We start from the raw sequence: 17,566 nt of genomic DNA on the forward strand, positions 1-17,566 counted from the left end.
AGTCATAATTCCTGTCGAAACTTGCCTCAGCCTGCCTTGGTGAAGCGTTGATGTGCTAGCCCATGAGATGTCTCAGGATTTCGTCTTCGCTGCTGACGTTGTCCTTGACGCGTACCGTGTAGTGTTCTCCCGCCCGCCCGAACTCGCAGCGATAGAGATTCTTGCCGTTGGCGCTGACGTCGACCATGACGTCGCCGCGATCGTGAAAGGCGATGACGTCGCCCACCGCCAGGCGGGAGATCGTGTCGAGGGACAACGGCTGAAGCAGAATTCGCGCCTGTAATTTCACCTGAGAGCGGCGAACCTGCTCGGCCATCTGTTCGGCCCATTCCTTGCGGCTCTGGCCCGCCTGGTTTCTCGACTTCGGCACCGTGACCACGGTCTTCAGCAGGGCTTTTTGCGGGATCACGACGTAGAATTCGGAGGCGACGGGGCCGAGTTCGACGCCCATCTTTACCACCGCGCCGTACTCGTCGACGTGATCTTCCTCCAGCTTCGGACGGTCTTCGGTGTTGTGCGGGCGTCCGAGTTGCGGCTCGAAGGAGCCTGGCACGTCGATGCCCGAACGCAGAACACTGGCGATCTTGCCGGTCACCATGACGGACAAGTCGAGCTCTATACGCGAAAGAGGACGCCGGATCGGCTCCTCGATCGTTTCTGGAAGAGCCCCCAGCAGGTTCTCCATCAGCGTGATGATGAAGGCGTTGTCGCAACCGATGACGAAGTTGGGGCTCCAGTTGCGCAGTGATCCGTCCGCCAGCGCAACGTTGTCGCCGAGTTCGGCGATGAGTTCGCTCATCACGCCGGCCTCGTGACCGTTGTAATGGACCTCGACCTGCAGACCGGTTTCGCTCTGGAATACGTCCGGCAGGAACTCGGTGAAGAGGTGGCCAAAATCGCTGCAGAGTTTTTCGACGGTCTTCCGGTCGCCCAGTCCCCCGGTGAGGCGCGCGAGTAGAGCCTTGTCCATCACCGACTCCGGCTTGTTCTCGGTCATCGCCATTGTCATGCCGCCGCCTTGTTTTCGCCGCCGGGATTCATCATTTCCTGCTCGACCGCATCGATGGACGGACGCTCATGCGAGGAGATGGTCTTGCGACCGTATTCGAGTGCGACCTGCGGCACGGAACCGTTCATGTAGGCGAGCAGCGTCTGCTTGACGATGATGTAGAGGCGGTGCTGCTTGGTGCGCACCGACTTGATCTGTGCAGCCAGCGGGCCGCAGACGCAGTAGGAGAGGATGATCCCGAGCATGGTGCCGACGAGTGCGGCGCCGATCAGCCCGCCGAGGACTTCCGGCGATTCGTTGATTTTCCCCATCGCCTTGATGACGCCGAGAACCGCCGCGACGATACCGATGGCCGGGAAGCTGTCGCCCATGACCGAGATGGAGTTGTAAGGCTTCATCTTGTCGGTGAGGATCGTATTGATTTCCTCGTCCATCAGCGCTTCGATCTCATGGGAGCGGGCGTTCCCGATGATGATGAGGCGGACGTAGTCGCAGACGAAGGCGGTGAGTTCCTTGTTCTTCAGCACGGAAGGCGCCGCCTGGAAGATCGACGATTCGTCGGGGTTGTCGATATGGGCTTCGATCTCGTTGCGGGACTTGGTTCTCAGGTCGCGCATCAGGGAATAGAGAACCCCGAGCACGTCGAGATAGTCCCTTTCTTTCGGAACCGCGTTCTTCAGAACTTCGGCAACGGCTTTTCCGGAGTCTTTCACCACTTTGATGGGGTTGGCCATGATGAAGCCGCCGAGACCCGCGCCGCCGATGATCATGAGTTCGAAGGGCTGTATGAGGACGTCGACATGTCCGCCCATGGCCATGTAGCCGCCGAGGATACAGCCTAAACTGATAACAAGTCCGATTATGATGCTCATGTCGCGCCCGCGGTGACAGTTATTTTCAGGTCTAGCGATACGGACCTTGCCTTGCGTGAGGCTGAATGCCGCGGGCTTCACGGTTTGTGAACCTAGAGAAAGCTTCGCGCAAGCCTTTTGCCGCAAGAAGGGCGATAACGGACGCCTGACCCGATTGTCCACCAGAGGCGGAAAAGACCGTGACGACGACTTATGCGAGCTACCAGCTGATTACCCGTGACCTTACGGGTTCCCTTGAACGCGTGGCAAAGGCCCCCGACGTCTCAAGGGAGACGGAATACTATCTTTCAAAGATCGGCGACGTGAAGTCCATCGACGATTTCATGGCCGACAGCCGCCTCTACAACTATGCCCTGAAGGCGCACGGCCTCGAAGATATGGCCTACGCAAAGGCATTTATCCGCAAGGTCCTGACCGAGGGTATCGCCGACAAGGAATCCTTCGCCAACCAGCTTGCCGACAGCCGCTATTCGGAGCTTGTGAAGTCGCTGAACTTTGCCGAACAGGGCGAGGCTGCGACCGCGTTCACCAGGGCCCAGCAAGGGGTTGTCGACAGGTACATGCGTCAGACGCTCGAAGAGCAGGCCGGTGCCGACAACACCGGCGTGCGGCTCGCTCTCTATTTCGAGCGCACTGCGCCGAACATCACCTCGGCGATGGACATTCTCGCCGACGACGCGCTCTCGCAGGTGGTCCGCACGGCCCTCGGCCTGCCCGAGGAGTTTGCAGGCTCGGATATCGACCAGCAAGCCGCCACCATCGGTCGCATGATCGACGTCGAGGATTTCCAGGATCCGGAAAAAACGGGGCTGTTCCTCGAGCGGTTCACCGCGATGTGGGAACTGCAGCACCCGTCCGAAAACTACGATCCGCTCGCGGTTTTCGGTTCCTCTTCAGGTTACGGCATCTCGGCCGATCTTCTCATCTCCATCAACTCTCTCAAGCTCGGAGGCAGCTAAGTGCAATCGGGACTCTACGTTGCCCTGTCGTCGCAGGTCGCCCTCGAGCGGCGTCTCACGACCATTGCCGACAACATCGCCAACGTGAACACGGTCGGCTTTCGTGGCACAGAGGTCAAATTCGACGAAGTCCTCAGCCGGACCCACAATGATCTCAACGCGAAGATCGCCTTCGTATCGCAGGGAAACGACTATCTCTCGACGCGCGCAGGAGAGTTGCAGCACACCGGCAACGAACTCGACTTCGCCATCAAGGGTGACGCCTGGTTTGCGATCGACACGCCGGCAGGGCAGGTCCTGACACGCGACGGGCGATTTACCATCAAGGAGACGGGGGAACTCGTATCCCTGCGCGGCTATCCGGTGCTCGACGCCGGCGGCACCCCGATCCAGCTCAACCGCGCCGGCGGACCCCCAACAGTCGGCCAGGACGGGAAGATTTTGCAGGACGGTCGCCAGGTCGCGGTCCTCGGCGTCTTCTCCGCCGATATCGCCAAGGGGTTCGTCCGCTACGAAAACAGCGGCATCACCACGGTCGACCAGCCGCAACCCGTCATCGACAACAGCCAGATTTCCGTGGTGCAGGGCTACCTCGAAAATTCCAACGTCAACGGCATCAGCGAAATTACCCAGCTCATCCAGGTCAACCGTGCGTTCGAGAGCGTCAGCTCGCTGATGCGTGACAGCGAGAGCTCGCTGAACGATGCGATCAAGACGCTCGGCGGATCGAGCTGAGGTCGCTGAGCCATGTCTGATCCCGCCTCCGCCGAGTTCGCCCTTTCCGGCAAGCTGACCCAGCTCGCAGCGCTGGCCGTCCGCTACGCAGACCCCGCATTCTCCGTGACGCACGGAGGCCGCGTCCGCACGATCGCAGCCGGCCATTACACGGTGGCGGGCCTTTCGCGGCACGTCAGGCTCGGCGAATTTGTCGCCCACCGTAGCCCGACGGGTATCCACCTCGGGGAAGTGGTGCGAGTGGAGCCCGATGTCGCCTATGTCTGCCCGATCGAGCCGGGCGAACCGATCGGCATCCATGATCTCGTCATTCGCAAGGGCGCCTTCCGGATTGCCCCCGATGATAGTTGGTGCGGCCGCACGATCAACGCGCTGGGCGAGCCGATCGACGGTCGCGGGCCGCTCGCCCCCGGCCTTCTGCGCCGTCCGGTCTCCAACAGCGCTCCGCCGTCCATGGCGCGTCGGCGGGTGGAGCAGGGCTTTCGCACCGGCGTGCGGGCGATCGACATCTTCTCGCCGTTGTGCTTCGGCCAGCGCCTCGGGATCTTCGCAGGCTCCGGCGTCGGCAAATCGACGCTGCTGTCGATGCTGGCGCGGGCCGACGCCTTCGACAAGGTCGTCATCGCACTCGTCGGCGAGCGTGGACGCGAAGTGCGCGAGTTTATCGAGGATACGCTCGGTCCGAACATGAAGAAGTCGGTCGCGGTCGTTGCCACCAGCGACGAAAGCCCGATGCTGCGCAAGATGGCGCCGCTCGCCGCCATGACGATTGCCGAACACTTCCGCGACCGCGGTGAGAATGTCCTTTTCATCGTCGACAGCGTTACCCGCTTCGCCCATGCAATCCGCGAGGTGGCGATGGCCGCCGGCGAACCACCTGTGGCGCGCGGCTATCCCGCGTCGGTCTTCACCGAGCTGCCGCGCCTCCTTGAGCGGGCGGGCCCCGGCACCGAGGGGTCCGGGACGATTACCGCGATCATTTCGATCCTTGTTGACGGTGACAACCACAACGACCCGATCGCCGACTCGACGCGCGGCATTCTCGACGGTCACGTCGTCCTCGATCGTTCGCTCGCCGAAGAGGGACGCTATCCGCCGATCAATCCGCTCTCCTCGATCTCGCGTCTTGCGCGCAAGGCCTGGAGCGAGGATCAGGAAAAGCTGGTCTCCCGCCTGAAGACGCTCATCCACCGGTTCGAGGAGACCCGTGACCTGCGCCTGATCGGGGGATATCGCGCAGGCAGCGATCCTGATCTCGACATGGCGATCAAGCAGGTACCGGTGATCTATGAGGTGCTGAAGCAGACCCCCGGAGATAAGCCGACGATCGACGCCTACGCCGATCTTGCCAATGCATTAAAGCAGGCCGCGACGCAGCCGTTGCCAGCCGCCGCCGGAAAACTGAGGGGATAGCCGTGACCGAATTCGATACCGACGAACGGACGGAGCCGTTGAAGTCGCAGACCTCGCGGACCATGTCGACGACGGACCGTGTTCTCGCTGTCACGGGGGTCGCACTCGCCTGTGCGGCGGCGTTCTTCCCCTGGTATGTCTTCTTCAATGAAGAGAAATTCGGTATTCGCGTCGCGGAGATCGATCATACCCGTGATCTGCCGGAAACGCCCGGGCGCAACGTCTTCAGTGTCTCGCCGCTTGCGATGGTGGACAAGGACGATGGCGGACCGAAGGTCGCCTGGCCGAAGACCGATCCGCTGGTGACGGCGACGGTTTCCAAGATCGGCAAGGAAGACGCGGCTGGCAAGGAACTGAAAGAGCAGCAGCCGTTCCCCGGCAAGAGTGGTTTCCGCCTGCTGCATGTCGCCAACGGCCGGGCCCTGATCGAGGACAATTCCGGCATGTACATCGTGCGCGTCGGCTCGATTCTCCCCGACAACAGCCGTGTTGCGACGCTGGAACAACGCGACGGCAAGTGGGTGATCGTCAGCTCTACCGGTGCCGTCTACGAGCCGGATTGACGTTCGTCTACCCGTAAGTCCCACGCAAGATTACGTGCGTAGGTTCACATCCAGAAAATGACGGAGTGAAGCCTATGCAGCCTATCCAGTTGTTCGCTTTGGCCTCCAGGCAAGCCGAATGGCTTTCCATTCGCCAGGAGGTCGTGGCCAGCAACATTGCCAACGCCAACACCCCCGAGTACCGCTCCAGGGAGGTTACCCCTTTCAGTGCGGTGCTCGACGAGACGGTGCCGCGCTTGGCGAGGACTCATCCCGCCCATCTCGCTGCGAGCGCGTATGGCGACGACGTGGAAGTTCGTGAAGCTGACCTCAACGAGGAAATCGGCGTCCTCGAGTCCGGCAACAGTGTTGCGCTCGCGGACGAACTCAGCAAGGCAGGCGAAATCGGCCGCCAGCATCAGCTCAACACGGCTCTCGTCACGTCCTTTCATCGCATGATGCTGATGACTGTTAAGAGGTAAGCCATGGATCCGTTGTCAGCTGCCCTCAAGATCGCCGGCAGTGGACTGGAAGCCCAGTCCACCCGTCTGCGTGTCGTCTCCGAGAACATAGCCAACGCACGCTCGACCGGCGATACGCCCGGTGCGGAGCCCTATCGGCGCAAGACGGTCACTTTCGGGGCTGAGCTCGACAAGGTGAGCGGCGCCGATCTTGTGGCGGTGAAGAGGCTTGGCGAAGACGATTCGGATTTCATCGAGGAATTCGATCCGGGCAATCCTGCCGCAGACGAGCGCGGCTACGTCAAGATGCCGAACGTCAACGTCCTGATCGAAATGGCCGACATGCGTGAGGCCAACCGCACCTACGAGGCGAACCTGCAGACGGTCAAGCAGACGCGCGACCTGATCTCCTCGACCATCAACCTCCTGAAAGCTTCGCAATGATTGAGAAGACTGAAGACGTAACTTCCCTTTCCCGTTCCTCTGGACTTGGTTTCTTTTCGGGCGAGTCCGTTAGCACGTCCACCGGACAGGCGGATGGTGTCACTCCTGGAGCCGCCACGGGACTGAGTTTTGCTGGTGTGCTGGGGAGCTTGGCGACCGATGCCGTCAATAACTTGAAGCAGGCGGAAGTGACTTCGTTCGAAGGCATCAAGGGCACGGCCAACACCCGTGAGGTCGTCGATGCCGTGCTGGCCGCGGAACAGTCGCTGCAGACGGCGATCGCCCTGCGCGACAAGATCGTCACGGCCTATCTCGAAATCACCAAGATGCAGATCTAGCGGACCAAGGACGGACATATGAGAGCGCTCGCCATCGCGGCCACCGGCATGGATGCACAGCAGACCAATCTTGAGGTCATCGCCAACAACATCGCCAACATCAACACGACCGGCTACAAGCGCGCTCGGGCCGAGTTCGCCGACCTTCTGTATCAGACGGAGCGCACCCAGGGCGTAGCCAACCGCGCCAACCAGGCCATCGTGCCGGAAGGCGCAAATATCGGCCTCGGCGTGCAAACCGCTGCGGTTCGCAATATCCATACGCAGGGCGAGCTCGCGCAGACCTCGAACGAACTGGACGTAGCGCTGGTCGGTCGCGGCTGGTTCCAGATCGAGGCGCCCGATGGCACGATCCTCTACAGTCGTTCGGGAGCCTTCAATACCAATGCCGACGGCCAGCTGGTCACCATCGACGGTTATGCCGTCTCGCCGGCGATCACCGTTCCGGAAAACGCCAGCGAAGTGGTCATCAGCCGTACCGGCATGGTTTCCGCGCGCGTCGGCAACAGCAACGACTTCACGGAGCTCGGGCAGCTCACGATTGCCAACTTCGTCAACGAAGCGGGCCTGAAGCCGCTCGGCGACAACCTTTTCGCGCAGACTGCGGCCTCCGGCGAGCCGATCGTCGGTGCGCCCGAAGATCCGGGCTTCGCCTACCTGAAACAGGGCTATCTCGAGTCCTCGAACGTCGATTCGGTCAGGGAGATCACCGACATGATCTCCGCCCAGCGCGCCTATGAGATGAACTCGAAAGTCATCCAGACCGCAGACGAGATGGCCCAGATAGTCAGCAAGAACCTGAAGTAGGCGGGAGGCAGGCAAACATGAGGTTTCGCCGGATCACCAGATACGCACGAGCGATGGCGCAGTCGGTGCTTGTCGCGTCCTTCGTGCTCGGCCAGACTCCGCCGGCCGCGGCGAAGGACGGCTATGCGGTGGTACCGATGCAGACCATCTATCCCGGCGAGACGATCTCCGTTTCGCAGGTCGAGGAAGTGAAAGTCACGAATCCCAACCTCGCCGGGGGGTATGCGAGTTCCGTCGACCAGGTGGTCGGCATGGTCACCAAGCGAACCCTCTTGCAGGGCCGGACGATCCCCTTGTCCGGGCTGCGCGAAGCCTATGCGATCAAGCGCGGCAGCAGTGTCCGCCTGACCTTCGCACTCGGCAACATGCTGATTTCGGCCTCTGGAACGCCACTGACGGATGCCGGCGTCGGCGATGTCATCAAGGTTCGCAACATTGATTCCGGTGCGATCGTCAGCGGCACGGTAATGGCGGATGGTACGGTACAGGTGATGGCGAAATGAACTTGCTACGGAAAGGCGCGCTGGCCCTGCTCAGCTTGGTTCTCGGCTTGACTTGCGTCTCCGGCGCCGACGCGGCGACCGCCTCGCGGATAAAGGACATCGCCTCCCTGCAGTCGGGACGTGACAACCAGCTGATCGGCTACGGTCTCGTGGTCGGGCTGCAGGGGACCGGCGACAGCCTGCGGTCCTCGCCGTTCACCGAACAGTCGCTGAGGGCCATGCTGCAGAACCTCGGCATATCGACGCAGGGCGGCCAGTCGAACGCCAAGAACATTGCAGCGGTCATGGTAACGGCCACGCTTCCGCCCTTCGCGAGCCCCGGCAGCCGGATCGACGCGACCGTAAGCTCCCTCGGCGACGCGTCTTCGCTGCGGGGCGGCACGCTCGTAATGACTTCGCTTACCGGTGCCGACGGCCAGATCTACGCCGTCTCGCAAGGTTCGGTCATCGTGTCGGGTTTCAACGCGCAGGGGCAGGCTGCGAGCGTCACCGAAGGTGTCACGACGTCGGGCCGCGTGCCGAACGGCGCGATCATCGAGCGCGAGCTTCCGTCGAAGTTCAAGGATTCAGTCAATCTCGTCTTGCAACTGAGAAATCCTGACTTCACCACGGCGATCCGGATTTCCGAGACGGTGAACGCCTATGCGGGATCGCGCTACGGCGGACCCATTGCTGAAGCGCGCGATTCCCAGGAAGTCGTCGTCCAGAAGCCGCGTCAGGCAGACCTCGCCCGGTTGATGGCAGAGATCGAAAATCTCGTCGTCGAAACGGATTCACCCGCCAAGGTCGTCATCAACGAACGCACCGGCACCATCGTGATCGGCGCCGAAGTCCGCGTCTCGAAGGTCGCCGTGAGCTACGGGACCCTTACTGTCCAGGTTACGGAAACCCCGCAGATCATACAGCCGCTGCCGTTCTCGCGTGGCCAGACGGCGGTGCAACCGCAGACGGATATCCTTGCCCAGAAGGACGGAGGCCCGATCGCCATCGTCGACGGTCCGGACCTGCGGACCCTCGTCAGCGGATTGAACAATATCGGCGTCAAGCCTGACGGCATCATCGCGATCCTTCAGGGGATCAAGTCGGCCGGCGCCCTTCAGGCGGAGCTCGTCCTGCAATGATGGAAAGCATCGATCGTAAGAACCGTTACTCGCTGACCGGAACTGTCGCATTGGCGGCCTTCCTGACCGTGGCGCCGCAAGGCGTCGTTCTTGCCGAGGATGTCGCCACACTCTCGCCGCCGGCCGGCGGCGCGACGCAGCAGGAAGTCCAGCAATTCTGCACCAGCATCGCCGACCCGGCGCGCGATCAGCGCTATCTGCTCCAGAAGCAGGAGCTCGAGAAGCTGCAGGCCGATGTCGACCGGCGGATCGGCATCCTCGAAGACCGCAAGGCAGAATACGAGGACTGGCTGAAGCGCCGAAATGATTTCATGAAGCAGGCCGAGGTCAATCTCATCGAGATATACAAGAACATGAAGGCGGATGCGGCAGCTCCCCAGCTGGAAAAGATCGATCCTGTTCTGGCCGCCGCGATCGTGATGAAGCTGCCGGCGCGTCAGTCGAGCCAGATCCTCAGCGAGATGAACGCCGAGAAGGCTGCCATCGTTGCAGGGGTGATGTCGAGCGCCGCTGATCCTACCACCTCGAGGGACCCCTCATGACGAAGCGTTTTTCGGCCGTTCTGGCTGTTTTGTTCCTGGCCGGTTGCCAGAGCCAGACGTTGAAAGAGATCGGCAACGCGCCGTCGATGAGCCCGATCGGCAGTGGCCTGCGCTACAGCCAGACGCCGCAGATGGCGCTCTATCCGAAGCAGCCACGCCAGATGGCGAGCGGCTATTCGCTCTGGAGCGACTCCCAGGCGGCACTCTTCAAGGATTCGCGCGCGATCAACGTCGGCGACATCCTGACGGTGAACATCCAGATCAACGACAAGGCCTCGTTCAACAACGAAACGGACCGTAGCCGTACCAATTCGAGCGGCATGAAGTGGTCGACCCAGGCTGACCTCTTCGGCTGGACGCCGCCGGTCACGACCGGCGATCTGTCGTCCGGTTCCGATACCAGCACGGCCGGCAAGGGCTCGACGGAACGGTCGGAGAAGCTGACGCTCCTCGTTGCCGCCGTCGTCACCGGGATCCTCGAAAACGGAAACCTGTTGATCAGCGGCTCGCAGGAGGTGCGCGTCAACCACGAGATCCGTATCCTCAACGTCGCCGGTATCGTCCGGCCGCAGGATGTCGATGCGGACAACACCATTTCCTACGACCGCATCGCCGAAGCCCGGATCTCCTATGGCGGGCGTGGCCGCCTGACCGAGGTACAGCAGCCGCCGGTCGGCCAGCAGGTCGTCGATCTGTTCTCGCCGATCTGAGGTCGGCGAGGCAGCGAACTGGAGCGGACGCGGGGACAATGGAAGAAGCGGAAGAAACCGAAGCGAAGAAGAAGTCGCCGCTCATGCTGATGCTTGCCGCGGTCGCGGCACTGACGGTTGTCGGCGGCGGCGGCGGCTGGCTGGTCGGCACCATGATCGCTCCCAACATCAAGGCCGCGCAGGAGGCTGAGGCGGGGACGGAGGAGGCGAAGGCGGACGCCCACGGAGGCAAGGCCGAGGAGGGCCTCGCCCGCATCGCGACCGAGGCGAACGGAGTCGTCCAACTCGAGCCGATCACCACCAACCTCGCCTATCCCTCCGAGAGCTGGATCCGCCTCGAAGTCGCGCTGATGTTCAAGGGAACGCCCGACGCGGCGCTCGCCGAACAGATCCATCAGGACATCCTCGCCTATGTGCGCACGGTCTCGCTGCAGCAGGTGGAAGGCCCTCGGGGTTTTCAGTATCTGCGGGATGACATCGCGGAGCGTGTTGACCTTCGCTCGGAAGGGCGGGTATCGAAAGTGATGTTCAGGACCTTTGTGATCGAATGATTCGATTCGTCTTCTTGCTTGCCGTCATGATGACGGTGCCGGAACTTGCGCACGCCCAGCAGTTTCCGACCAACCTGCTGAACGCGCCGATCGATGGGTCGGTCGCGGCGTGGATCATCCGCACCTTCGGACTGCTGACGGTCCTTTCCGTCGCCCCCGGCATCCTGATCATGGTCACGAGCTTCCCCCGCTTCGTGATCGCCTTCTCGATCCTGCGCTCCGGAATGGGGCTCGCGACGACCCCCTCCAACATGATCCTGACGAGCATGGCGCTGTTCATGACCTTCTACGTCATGGCGCCGACGATGGATCGCTCGTGGCGCGATGGGGTCCAGCCGCTGCTCGACAACCAGGTGACCGAGGCTGAAGCCGTCCAGCGCATCGCCGAACCGTTCCGCACATTTATGGCCGCGAACACGCGCGACAAGGACCTGAAGCTCTTCGTCGACATCGCCAACGAACGGGGTCAGACGGCGATCACCGGCGACAAGGTCGATTACCGCGTCCTCGTACCCGCCTTCATGCTGTCGGAGATCCGTCGCGGCTTCGAGATTGGTTTCCTGATCGTGCTGCCGTTCCTCGTCATCGACATGATCGTTGCCACCATCACGATGGCGATGGGCATGATGATGCTGCCGCCGACCTCGATTTCGTTGCCGTTCAAGATTCTCTTCTTCGTTCTGATCGACGGCTGGAATCTCCTGGTGGGCAGTCTCGTCAGGTCGTTTTCCTAGCTGTTTTTCCTGTCGTTCCGGCATTCTGGTGTCGGACTTGTGCAGGGCCGAGGTTAACGAACCCGGCCGCCGCCATGGCGATTTTTCAAGAAATAACATATATTTTACAAATGCTTGTGCGAAATATGCCGCCAAGTGTGGGAAAAGTGCCCTATAACGATTTCTTAACCAGTCGGGTTCAGGCGACGTTAAAATCCGTGCTGTTTGATGCTGCTCCAGAGACGGATTAATTCAAACGAAAATTAATTGACATGACGTCGTCCGCCTCTGCCGGTAGGTAATCCGGCATGTCCCTCCAATGTATTTAGTTTCCAAGGGGACACCTGTATGAGCAGTATTCTTACCAACGGCAGTGCAATGGCTGCACTGTCCACCCTCCGTTCCATTTCTGCCAGCCTGGACGACACCCAGTCCCGCATTTCCTCGGGTCTGCGCGTCGGCGGTGCTGCGGATAACGCCGCCTACTGGTCGATCGCGACCACCATGCGGTCCGACAACGCTTCGCTTTCGTCCGTTCAGGATGCCCTCGGTCTCGGCGCTGCCAAGGTCGATACGGCCTATTCCGGCATGAACGCTGCGATCGAAGTCGTCAAGGAAATCAAGGCCAAGCTGACCGCCGCCACCGAAGACGGTGTCGACAAGACCAAGATCCAGGAAGAAATCTCGCAGCTCCAGGACCAGCTCGGCTCGATCGCCGAAGCTGCTTCTTTCTCGGGTGAGAACTGGCTGCAGGCCAAGCTCACCGGCGGCTTGGCTTCCGACACCGACAAGGGCGTTGTCGCGTCCTTCGTCCGCGACTCTTCGGGCGCCGTATCGGTCAAGAAGGTCGACTACACGCTGAGCGCGTCGAACGTTCTGTTCGACACCAACGGCAACACCGGCATTCTCGACCAGACCACCAACATTGCCGGTGACGGCGTTGTCGTCAACGTTAACGATGGTGGTGTGACCACGTCGCACAACCTGAAGTCCTATACGACGGCACAGGTCAGCGCGGCTGTCACGGGTGCTGGCGGCGCCTTCGACGCCGGTGGCGACATCGCGTGGACGGTCGCCGGTGACGGCGCTGGCGCCGGCGTGGGCTACGTCAAGATCGGTGACGATACCTGGGTTGCCGCAACGGAACAGGATGCAGCCGCCAACGCCACCCAGGAAGTCTTCGCGACCGACGCGACGAACTTCGAATGGCAGATCAACACCGCCGATGTCGCGGCTTCGACCGCCATGTCAGTTTCGGCCTTCACGATCGACAACACCACGACCGCGACCGAGCTTTCGGGTCTGCTGTCGATGGTCGACACCGCTCTGAAGTCGATGACCAGCGCAGCCTCTCAGCTCGGTTCGCTGAACTCCAGAATCGGTATCCAGGAGGAGTTCATCTCCAATCTGACCGATTCGATCGACAAGGGCATCGGCCGTCTCGTCGACGCCGATCTGAACGAGGAATCGACCCGTCTGAAGGCACTGCAGACCCAGCAGCAGCTCGCCATCCAGTCGCTGTCGATCGCCAACTCGTCGTCGCAGAACGTCTTGTCGCTCTTCCGCTAAGCGGCAGCGATTGCAGGAGTTTTTCTGCATTTTTCAGAAGCTTGGACATGCCGCACCTTCCCGGTGCGGCATGTTTTTTGTCAACTGGCGTTTAGCAGTTGTTAACTATGTTTAAGCTAGATGGAAGCATCGCAACGACGGGTTAACACTCCCTAATAACCTGTTAGCAGGCATGATGCTGACCGTCGTTCCCGGCGCGACCGGAATGTCCCTTTTCATAGACCGCCAACCAAGGGGCAACTTTCTCAATGACCAGCATTCTTACCAACGTTGCGGCGATGGCCGCCCTCCAAACCCTTCGTTCCATCGATTCCGACATGGAGCAGACCCAGGCGCGTGTTTCCTCGGGTCTTCGCGTCGGCGGCGCTTCGGATAATGCTGCCTACTGGTCGATTGCGACCACCATGCGTTCGGACAATATGGCTCTGTCGGCGGTTCAGGACGCCCTCGGTCTCGGCGCCGCCAAGATCGACACGGCCTATTCCGGCATGAACTCGGCCATCGAAGTCGTCAAGGAAATCAAGGCGAAGCTGACTGCCGCCAGCGAAGACGGCGTCGACAAGACCAAGATCCAGGAAGAAATCTCGCAGCTTCAGGACCAGCTGCGCAGCATTGGCGAAGCCGCTTCCTTCTCGGGTGAGAACTGGCTTCAGGCGAAGCTTACGGGCGCCTTGTCGTCTGACATCAACAAGAGCGTCGTCGCTTCCTTCGTCCGCGATTCCTCGGGCGCCGTCTCGGTCAAGAAGGTCGACTATACGCTCGACAGCACCAACGTGCTCTTCGACACCAACGGCAACACCGGCATCCTCGACCAGACCACCAACATCGCCGGCGACGGCGTGGTCGTCAACGTGAACATCGCTGGTGTCACCGGATCCTACAACGTCATCAAGTATACGACGGCTCAGGTCAGCACGGCCGTTACAGGTGCGGGCGGTGCCTTCGACGTGGGCGGGAGCATTGCCTGGACGGTAGCGGGTGACGGTGCCGGCGCCGGTTTGGGCTTCGTCAAGATCGGTGACGATACCTGGGTCGCCGCAACGGAACAGGATGCAGCCGCCAACTCCACGCAGGAAGTCTTCGCCACCGACGCGTCGACCTTCGAGTGGCAGATCGATACCACTGCCGCCGCTGCGTCCACCGCGATGTCGGTCGATACCTTCGCGATCGATAACACCACGACGAGCACCCAGATTGCAGGTCTTCTGTCCATGGTCGACACTGCTCTCGAAACCATGACCAGCGCCGCCGCCCAACTCGGCTCGATCAGCATGCGCATCGAGATGCAGCAGGGCTTTGTCGCCAGCCTGACGGACTCCATCGACAAGGGTGTCGGCCGTCTCGTCGATGCCGATATGAACGAAGAATCGACCCGCCTGAAGGCACTACAGACCCAGCAGCAGCTCGCCGTCCAGTCGCTGTCGATCGCCAATACGGCCTCGCAGAACATCCTGACCCTCTTCCGTCAGTAAGCTCAAGCGGGCGGTCTTCGCGCCGCCTTAGGAACGTCAAGGTGAAAGGCCGCGCTCGAAGGAGCGCGGCCTTTCACATTTGGGCACGCTTTAAGAAAATAGTAACTTCAGTTAAGCAAGTATTACAAAGTATCGTGAGTTTTTTATTCGATTTTTCTTGCCAGTTTCACTTCCCGTTAACTACGTCCGCGTAGCCTACAACCATCGAACGGGAGGTTGGCCGCAGGTGCTGCGATGTCGACATGCATGACGCAAAACACCCGTTCCCGGTGGATTTCCGGAATGTCCCTGTCCAATTTCTAGTCGCCAAGGGGCACAACTTAAATGACCAGCATTCTTACCAACGTCGCGGCTATGGCCGCACTTTCGACCCTTCGTTCCATCGAGTCCGGTCTCGAACAGACCCAGGCCGCCGTGTCTTCGGGCCTGCGCGTCGGCTCTGCTTCCGACAACGCTGCCTACTGGTCGATCGCAACCACAATGCGGTCCGACAATATGGCCCTGTCGGCGGTCGAAGACGCCCTCGGTCTCGGCGCTGCCAAGGTCGATACGGCCTATTCCGGCATGAACTCCGCGATTGAAGTCGTCAAGGAAATCAAAGCCAAGCTGACCGCCGCCACCGAAGACGGTGTCGACAAGACCAAGATCCAGGAAGAAATCACCCAGCTCCAGGATCAGCTGACCTCGATTGCTGAAGCGGCTTCCTTCTCGGGTGAGAACTGGCTGCAGGCCAAGCTCACCGGCGGCTTGGCTTCCGACATCAACAAGAGCGTTGTCGCGTCCTTCGTCCGCGATTCCTCGGGTGCCGTATCGGTCAAGAAGGTCGACTATACGCTGACCGCTTCGAACGTCCTGTTCGACACCAACGGCAACACCGGTATTCTCGACCAGACCACCAACATTGCCGGTGACGGCGTTGTCGTCAACGTTAACGACGGTGGTGTGACCACGTCCCACAACCTGAATTCCTACACGACGGCGCAGGTCAGCGCGGCCGTCACGGGTGCGGGCGGTGCCTTCGACGCCGGCGGCAGCATCGCGTGGACGGTCGCCGGTGACGGTCTCGGTGCTGGTGTCGGTTACGTGATGATCGGCTCGGATACGTGGGTTGCCGCGACGGAACAGAGTGCACTTGCCAACGCGACCCAGGAAGTCTTCGCGACCGACGCGTCGACCTTCGAATGGCAGATCAACACGGCCGATACCGCCGCTTCGACGGCCATGTCGGTCGACAGCTTCACGATCACCAACACCACAACCAAGACCGAGCTCGCCGGCCTTCTGTCGATGGTCGACACTGCTCTGAAGTCGATGACCAGTGCCGCTGCCCAGCTCGGCTCGATCGGCATGCGTATCGACATGCAGCAGGAATTCGTCGCCAGCCTGACGGACTCCATCGACAAGGGCGTCGGCCGCCTCGTCGACGCCGACCTGAACGAGGAATCGACCCGCCTCAAGGCACTGCAGACCCAGCAGCAGCTCGCCGTCCAGTCGCTGTCGATCGCCAACTCCTCGTCTCAGAACATCCTGACCCTCTTCCGCTGATCGCGGAAAGGTTTGGTCGAACAGACTGGCCGCGCCCCTCGGGGCGCGGCCTTTTGCGTTTCGACCTTGTGCGAGGCTTGCCGCCTTTTCGTTTTCGCGGCCCTTCGGCTCTACAACCCTTGCTAATCATATTAAGTCTTTGTTAAATGTCCCTGTTAACGATTTGTTAACAGGTGACGGGGTGGCCCCGGGTCAGGAGCCGCCAGCATGATGCCCGCCTGTCGCCGCCGGCTTGGCGCCGGATGTCCCATGATGCGAACAGGGCACCCTTATGACCAGTATTCTGACCAATGCTGCCGCCATGGCGGCACTTCAGACTCTCCGTGCGATCGACAACAATATGGAGACGACGCAACGGCGTGTGTCCTCCGGTTATCGCGTGGAGACTGCTGCCGACAACGCGGCCTACTGGTCCATTGCCACGACGATGCGGTCGGACAATTCTTCGCTCTCTACGGTGTCGGACGCTCTCGGGCTCGGTGCAGCGACCGTGGACACGGCCTATACGGCGCTCGACAACGTCATTCATGTCATGAGTGAGATCAAAGCGAAGCTCGTTGCGGCCAGGGAACCGGGTGTCGACAAGTCCAAGATCAATGCGGAGATGACGGAGCTCAAAAACCAGCTCGTCTCCACCACCCAGTCCGCATCCTTCTCCGGCCAGAACTGGCTCTATAACACGAATTCCGCGGCACTCGGCACAAAGCAGGTCGTCTCCTCCTTCGTTCGCGCAGCGGACGGAACGGTTCAGGTGACGACGCTCGACTTCGACACCAGCCAGTCGGTGTTGATCGACTCCGTCGATGCAGCGCGCGGCATCCTCACCAAGGATATCGACGCCGATGCGCTGATGGCGACCCCGACCGGGACTGCGCGCAATTACTTTCTCCTCGATGTCGGCTCGACGACGCCGGCCGCCGGCACGGAAATCAAGATCGACGGAACAACCACCGATTCTGAGATGGACGACATGATCAGCGTCGTCTCGGATCTGCTCGAACAGCTGACCAATTCCGCGTCCACGCTCGGTGCGATCACCAAGCGCATCGATATGCAGGAGCAGTTCGTCTCCAACCTGATGGACGTGATCGACAAGGGTGTCGGGCGCCTGGTCGACGCCGACATGAACGAGGAGTCGACGCGCCTCAAGGCGCTGCAGACGCAGCAGCAGCTCGGCATTCAGGCGCTTTCGATCGCCAATACCAACGCCGAGAACATCCTGACTCTCTTCAAGTGAGGACGCTTCGCGCCGGGCAACGG

20 protein-coding genes are annotated in these 17,566 nt (G+C 61.0%); 18 read left to right on the forward strand and 2 right to left on the reverse strand.

Annotation, left to right across the window (positions count from 1 at the left end):
• Positions 1-55 precede the first annotated feature (55 nt).
• Together EUU22_RS19440 and motA are read right to left on the reverse strand one after the other, a co-directional pair.
• Entirely contained in the window at positions 56-1,009 is a 954-nt protein-coding gene (locus tag EUU22_RS19440) for a FliM/FliN family flagellar motor switch protein (protein ID WP_129333619.1), read from the reverse strand.
• Complete coding sequence (motA, locus tag EUU22_RS19445; protein ID WP_129333620.1) at positions 1,006-1,881, reverse strand: flagellar motor stator protein MotA; 876 nt, start codon at positions 1,879-1,881, stop codon at positions 1,006-1,008. The genes EUU22_RS19440 and motA overlap by 4 nt, the downstream gene beginning before the upstream one ends.
• Positions 1,882-2,060: 179 nt before the next feature.
• On the opposite strand from motA, the gene EUU22_RS19450 reads away from it, so the two are divergent.
• The 18 genes from EUU22_RS19450 to EUU22_RS19535 all read left to right on the forward strand — a co-directional run bounded on the left by EUU22_RS19450 (position 2,061) and on the right by EUU22_RS19535 (position 17,543).
• Positions 2,061-2,840: a DUF1217 domain-containing protein gene (locus tag EUU22_RS19450; protein ID WP_129333621.1), complete on the forward strand. Its 780-nt coding sequence runs from the start codon at positions 2,061-2,063 to the stop codon at positions 2,838-2,840.
• Positions 2,841-3,575: a flagellar basal-body rod protein FlgF gene (gene flgF / locus EUU22_RS19455; RefSeq protein WP_129333622.1), complete on the forward strand. Its 735-nt coding sequence runs from the start codon at positions 2,841-2,843 to the stop codon at positions 3,573-3,575. It begins immediately after the preceding gene.
• Between the two features lie 12 nt (positions 3,576-3,587).
• Positions 3,588-4,988, forward strand: coding sequence for a flagellar protein export ATPase FliI (gene fliI / locus EUU22_RS19460; RefSeq protein WP_129333623.1), 1,401 nt, complete (start codon positions 3,588-3,590; stop codon positions 4,986-4,988).
• A gap of 2 nt (positions 4,989-4,990) precedes the next feature.
• On the forward strand, positions 4,991-5,551 hold the full coding sequence (locus tag EUU22_RS19465; RefSeq protein WP_129333624.1) for a flagellar protein: 561 nt from the start codon (positions 4,991-4,993) through the stop codon (positions 5,549-5,551).
• A 74-nt stretch (positions 5,552-5,625) separates the two neighbouring features.
• Positions 5,626-6,012, forward strand: coding sequence for a flagellar basal body rod protein FlgB (flgB, locus tag EUU22_RS19470; protein WP_129333625.1), 387 nt, complete (start codon positions 5,626-5,628; stop codon positions 6,010-6,012).
• A gap of 3 nt (positions 6,013-6,015) precedes the next feature.
• Entirely contained in the window at positions 6,016-6,435 is a 420-nt protein-coding gene (flgC, locus tag EUU22_RS19475) for a flagellar basal body rod protein FlgC (RefSeq protein ID WP_129333626.1), read from the forward strand.
• Positions 6,432-6,773 carry a flagellar hook-basal body complex protein FliE gene (gene fliE, locus EUU22_RS19480; RefSeq protein ID WP_129333627.1) on the forward strand — a complete coding sequence of 114 codons (342 nt, stop codon included), beginning with the start codon at positions 6,432-6,434 and terminating at the stop codon, positions 6,771-6,773. The genes flgC and fliE overlap by 4 nt, the downstream gene beginning before the upstream one ends.
• A gap of 18 nt (positions 6,774-6,791) precedes the next feature.
• Entirely contained in the window at positions 6,792-7,580 is a 789-nt protein-coding gene (flgG, locus tag EUU22_RS19485) for a flagellar basal-body rod protein FlgG (protein WP_129333628.1), read from the forward strand.
• Positions 7,581-7,597: 17 nt separating this feature from the next.
• Positions 7,598-8,083 carry a flagellar basal body P-ring formation chaperone FlgA gene (flgA, locus tag EUU22_RS19490; protein WP_129333629.1) on the forward strand — a complete coding sequence of 162 codons (486 nt, stop codon included), beginning with the start codon at positions 7,598-7,600 and terminating at the stop codon, positions 8,081-8,083.
• Positions 8,084-8,109: 26 nt separating this feature from the next.
• Positions 8,110-9,204: a flagellar basal body P-ring protein FlgI gene (locus EUU22_RS19495; protein WP_439329170.1), complete on the forward strand. Its 1,095-nt coding sequence runs from the start codon at positions 8,110-8,112 to the stop codon at positions 9,202-9,204.
• Positions 9,201-9,746, forward strand: coding sequence for a MotE family protein (locus tag EUU22_RS19500; protein WP_129333631.1), 546 nt, complete (start codon positions 9,201-9,203; stop codon positions 9,744-9,746). The genes EUU22_RS19495 and EUU22_RS19500 overlap by 4 nt, the downstream gene beginning before the upstream one ends.
• Complete coding sequence (gene flgH, locus EUU22_RS19505; protein WP_129333632.1) at positions 9,743-10,456, forward strand: flagellar basal body L-ring protein FlgH; 714 nt, start codon at positions 9,743-9,745, stop codon at positions 10,454-10,456. The genes EUU22_RS19500 and flgH overlap by 4 nt, the downstream gene beginning before the upstream one ends.
• A gap of 38 nt (positions 10,457-10,494) precedes the next feature.
• Positions 10,495-11,007: a flagellar basal body-associated FliL family protein gene (locus EUU22_RS19510; protein WP_129333633.1), complete on the forward strand. Its 513-nt coding sequence runs from the start codon at positions 10,495-10,497 to the stop codon at positions 11,005-11,007.
• Positions 11,004-11,741 (forward strand): flagellar type III secretion system pore protein FliP, encoded by a 738-nt coding sequence (gene fliP / locus EUU22_RS19515; RefSeq protein WP_129333634.1) that lies wholly within the window; start codon positions 11,004-11,006, stop codon positions 11,739-11,741. The genes EUU22_RS19510 and fliP overlap by 4 nt, the downstream gene beginning before the upstream one ends.
• A gap of 327 nt (positions 11,742-12,068) precedes the next feature.
• Positions 12,069-13,289, forward strand: coding sequence for a flagellin N-terminal helical domain-containing protein (locus EUU22_RS19520; protein WP_129333635.1), 1,221 nt, complete (start codon positions 12,069-12,071; stop codon positions 13,287-13,289).
• A 248-nt stretch (positions 13,290-13,537) separates the two neighbouring features.
• Positions 13,538-14,761 carry a flagellin N-terminal helical domain-containing protein gene (locus EUU22_RS19525; RefSeq protein WP_129333636.1) on the forward strand — a complete coding sequence of 408 codons (1,224 nt, stop codon included), beginning with the start codon at positions 13,538-13,540 and terminating at the stop codon, positions 14,759-14,761.
• A gap of 324 nt (positions 14,762-15,085) precedes the next feature.
• Complete coding sequence (locus tag EUU22_RS19530; protein ID WP_129333637.1) at positions 15,086-16,306, forward strand: flagellin N-terminal helical domain-containing protein; 1,221 nt, start codon at positions 15,086-15,088, stop codon at positions 16,304-16,306.
• A gap of 271 nt (positions 16,307-16,577) precedes the next feature.
• Complete coding sequence (locus EUU22_RS19535) at positions 16,578-17,543, forward strand: flagellin N-terminal helical domain-containing protein (RefSeq protein WP_129333638.1); 966 nt, start codon at positions 16,578-16,580, stop codon at positions 17,541-17,543.
• The last annotated feature ends 23 nt before the right edge of the window (positions 17,544-17,566 follow it).

It is taken from the genome of Ciceribacter ferrooxidans (genome assembly GCF_004137355.1).
Taxonomy (GTDB): Bacteria; Pseudomonadota; Alphaproteobacteria; order Rhizobiales; family Rhizobiaceae; genus Allorhizobium; species Allorhizobium ferrooxidans.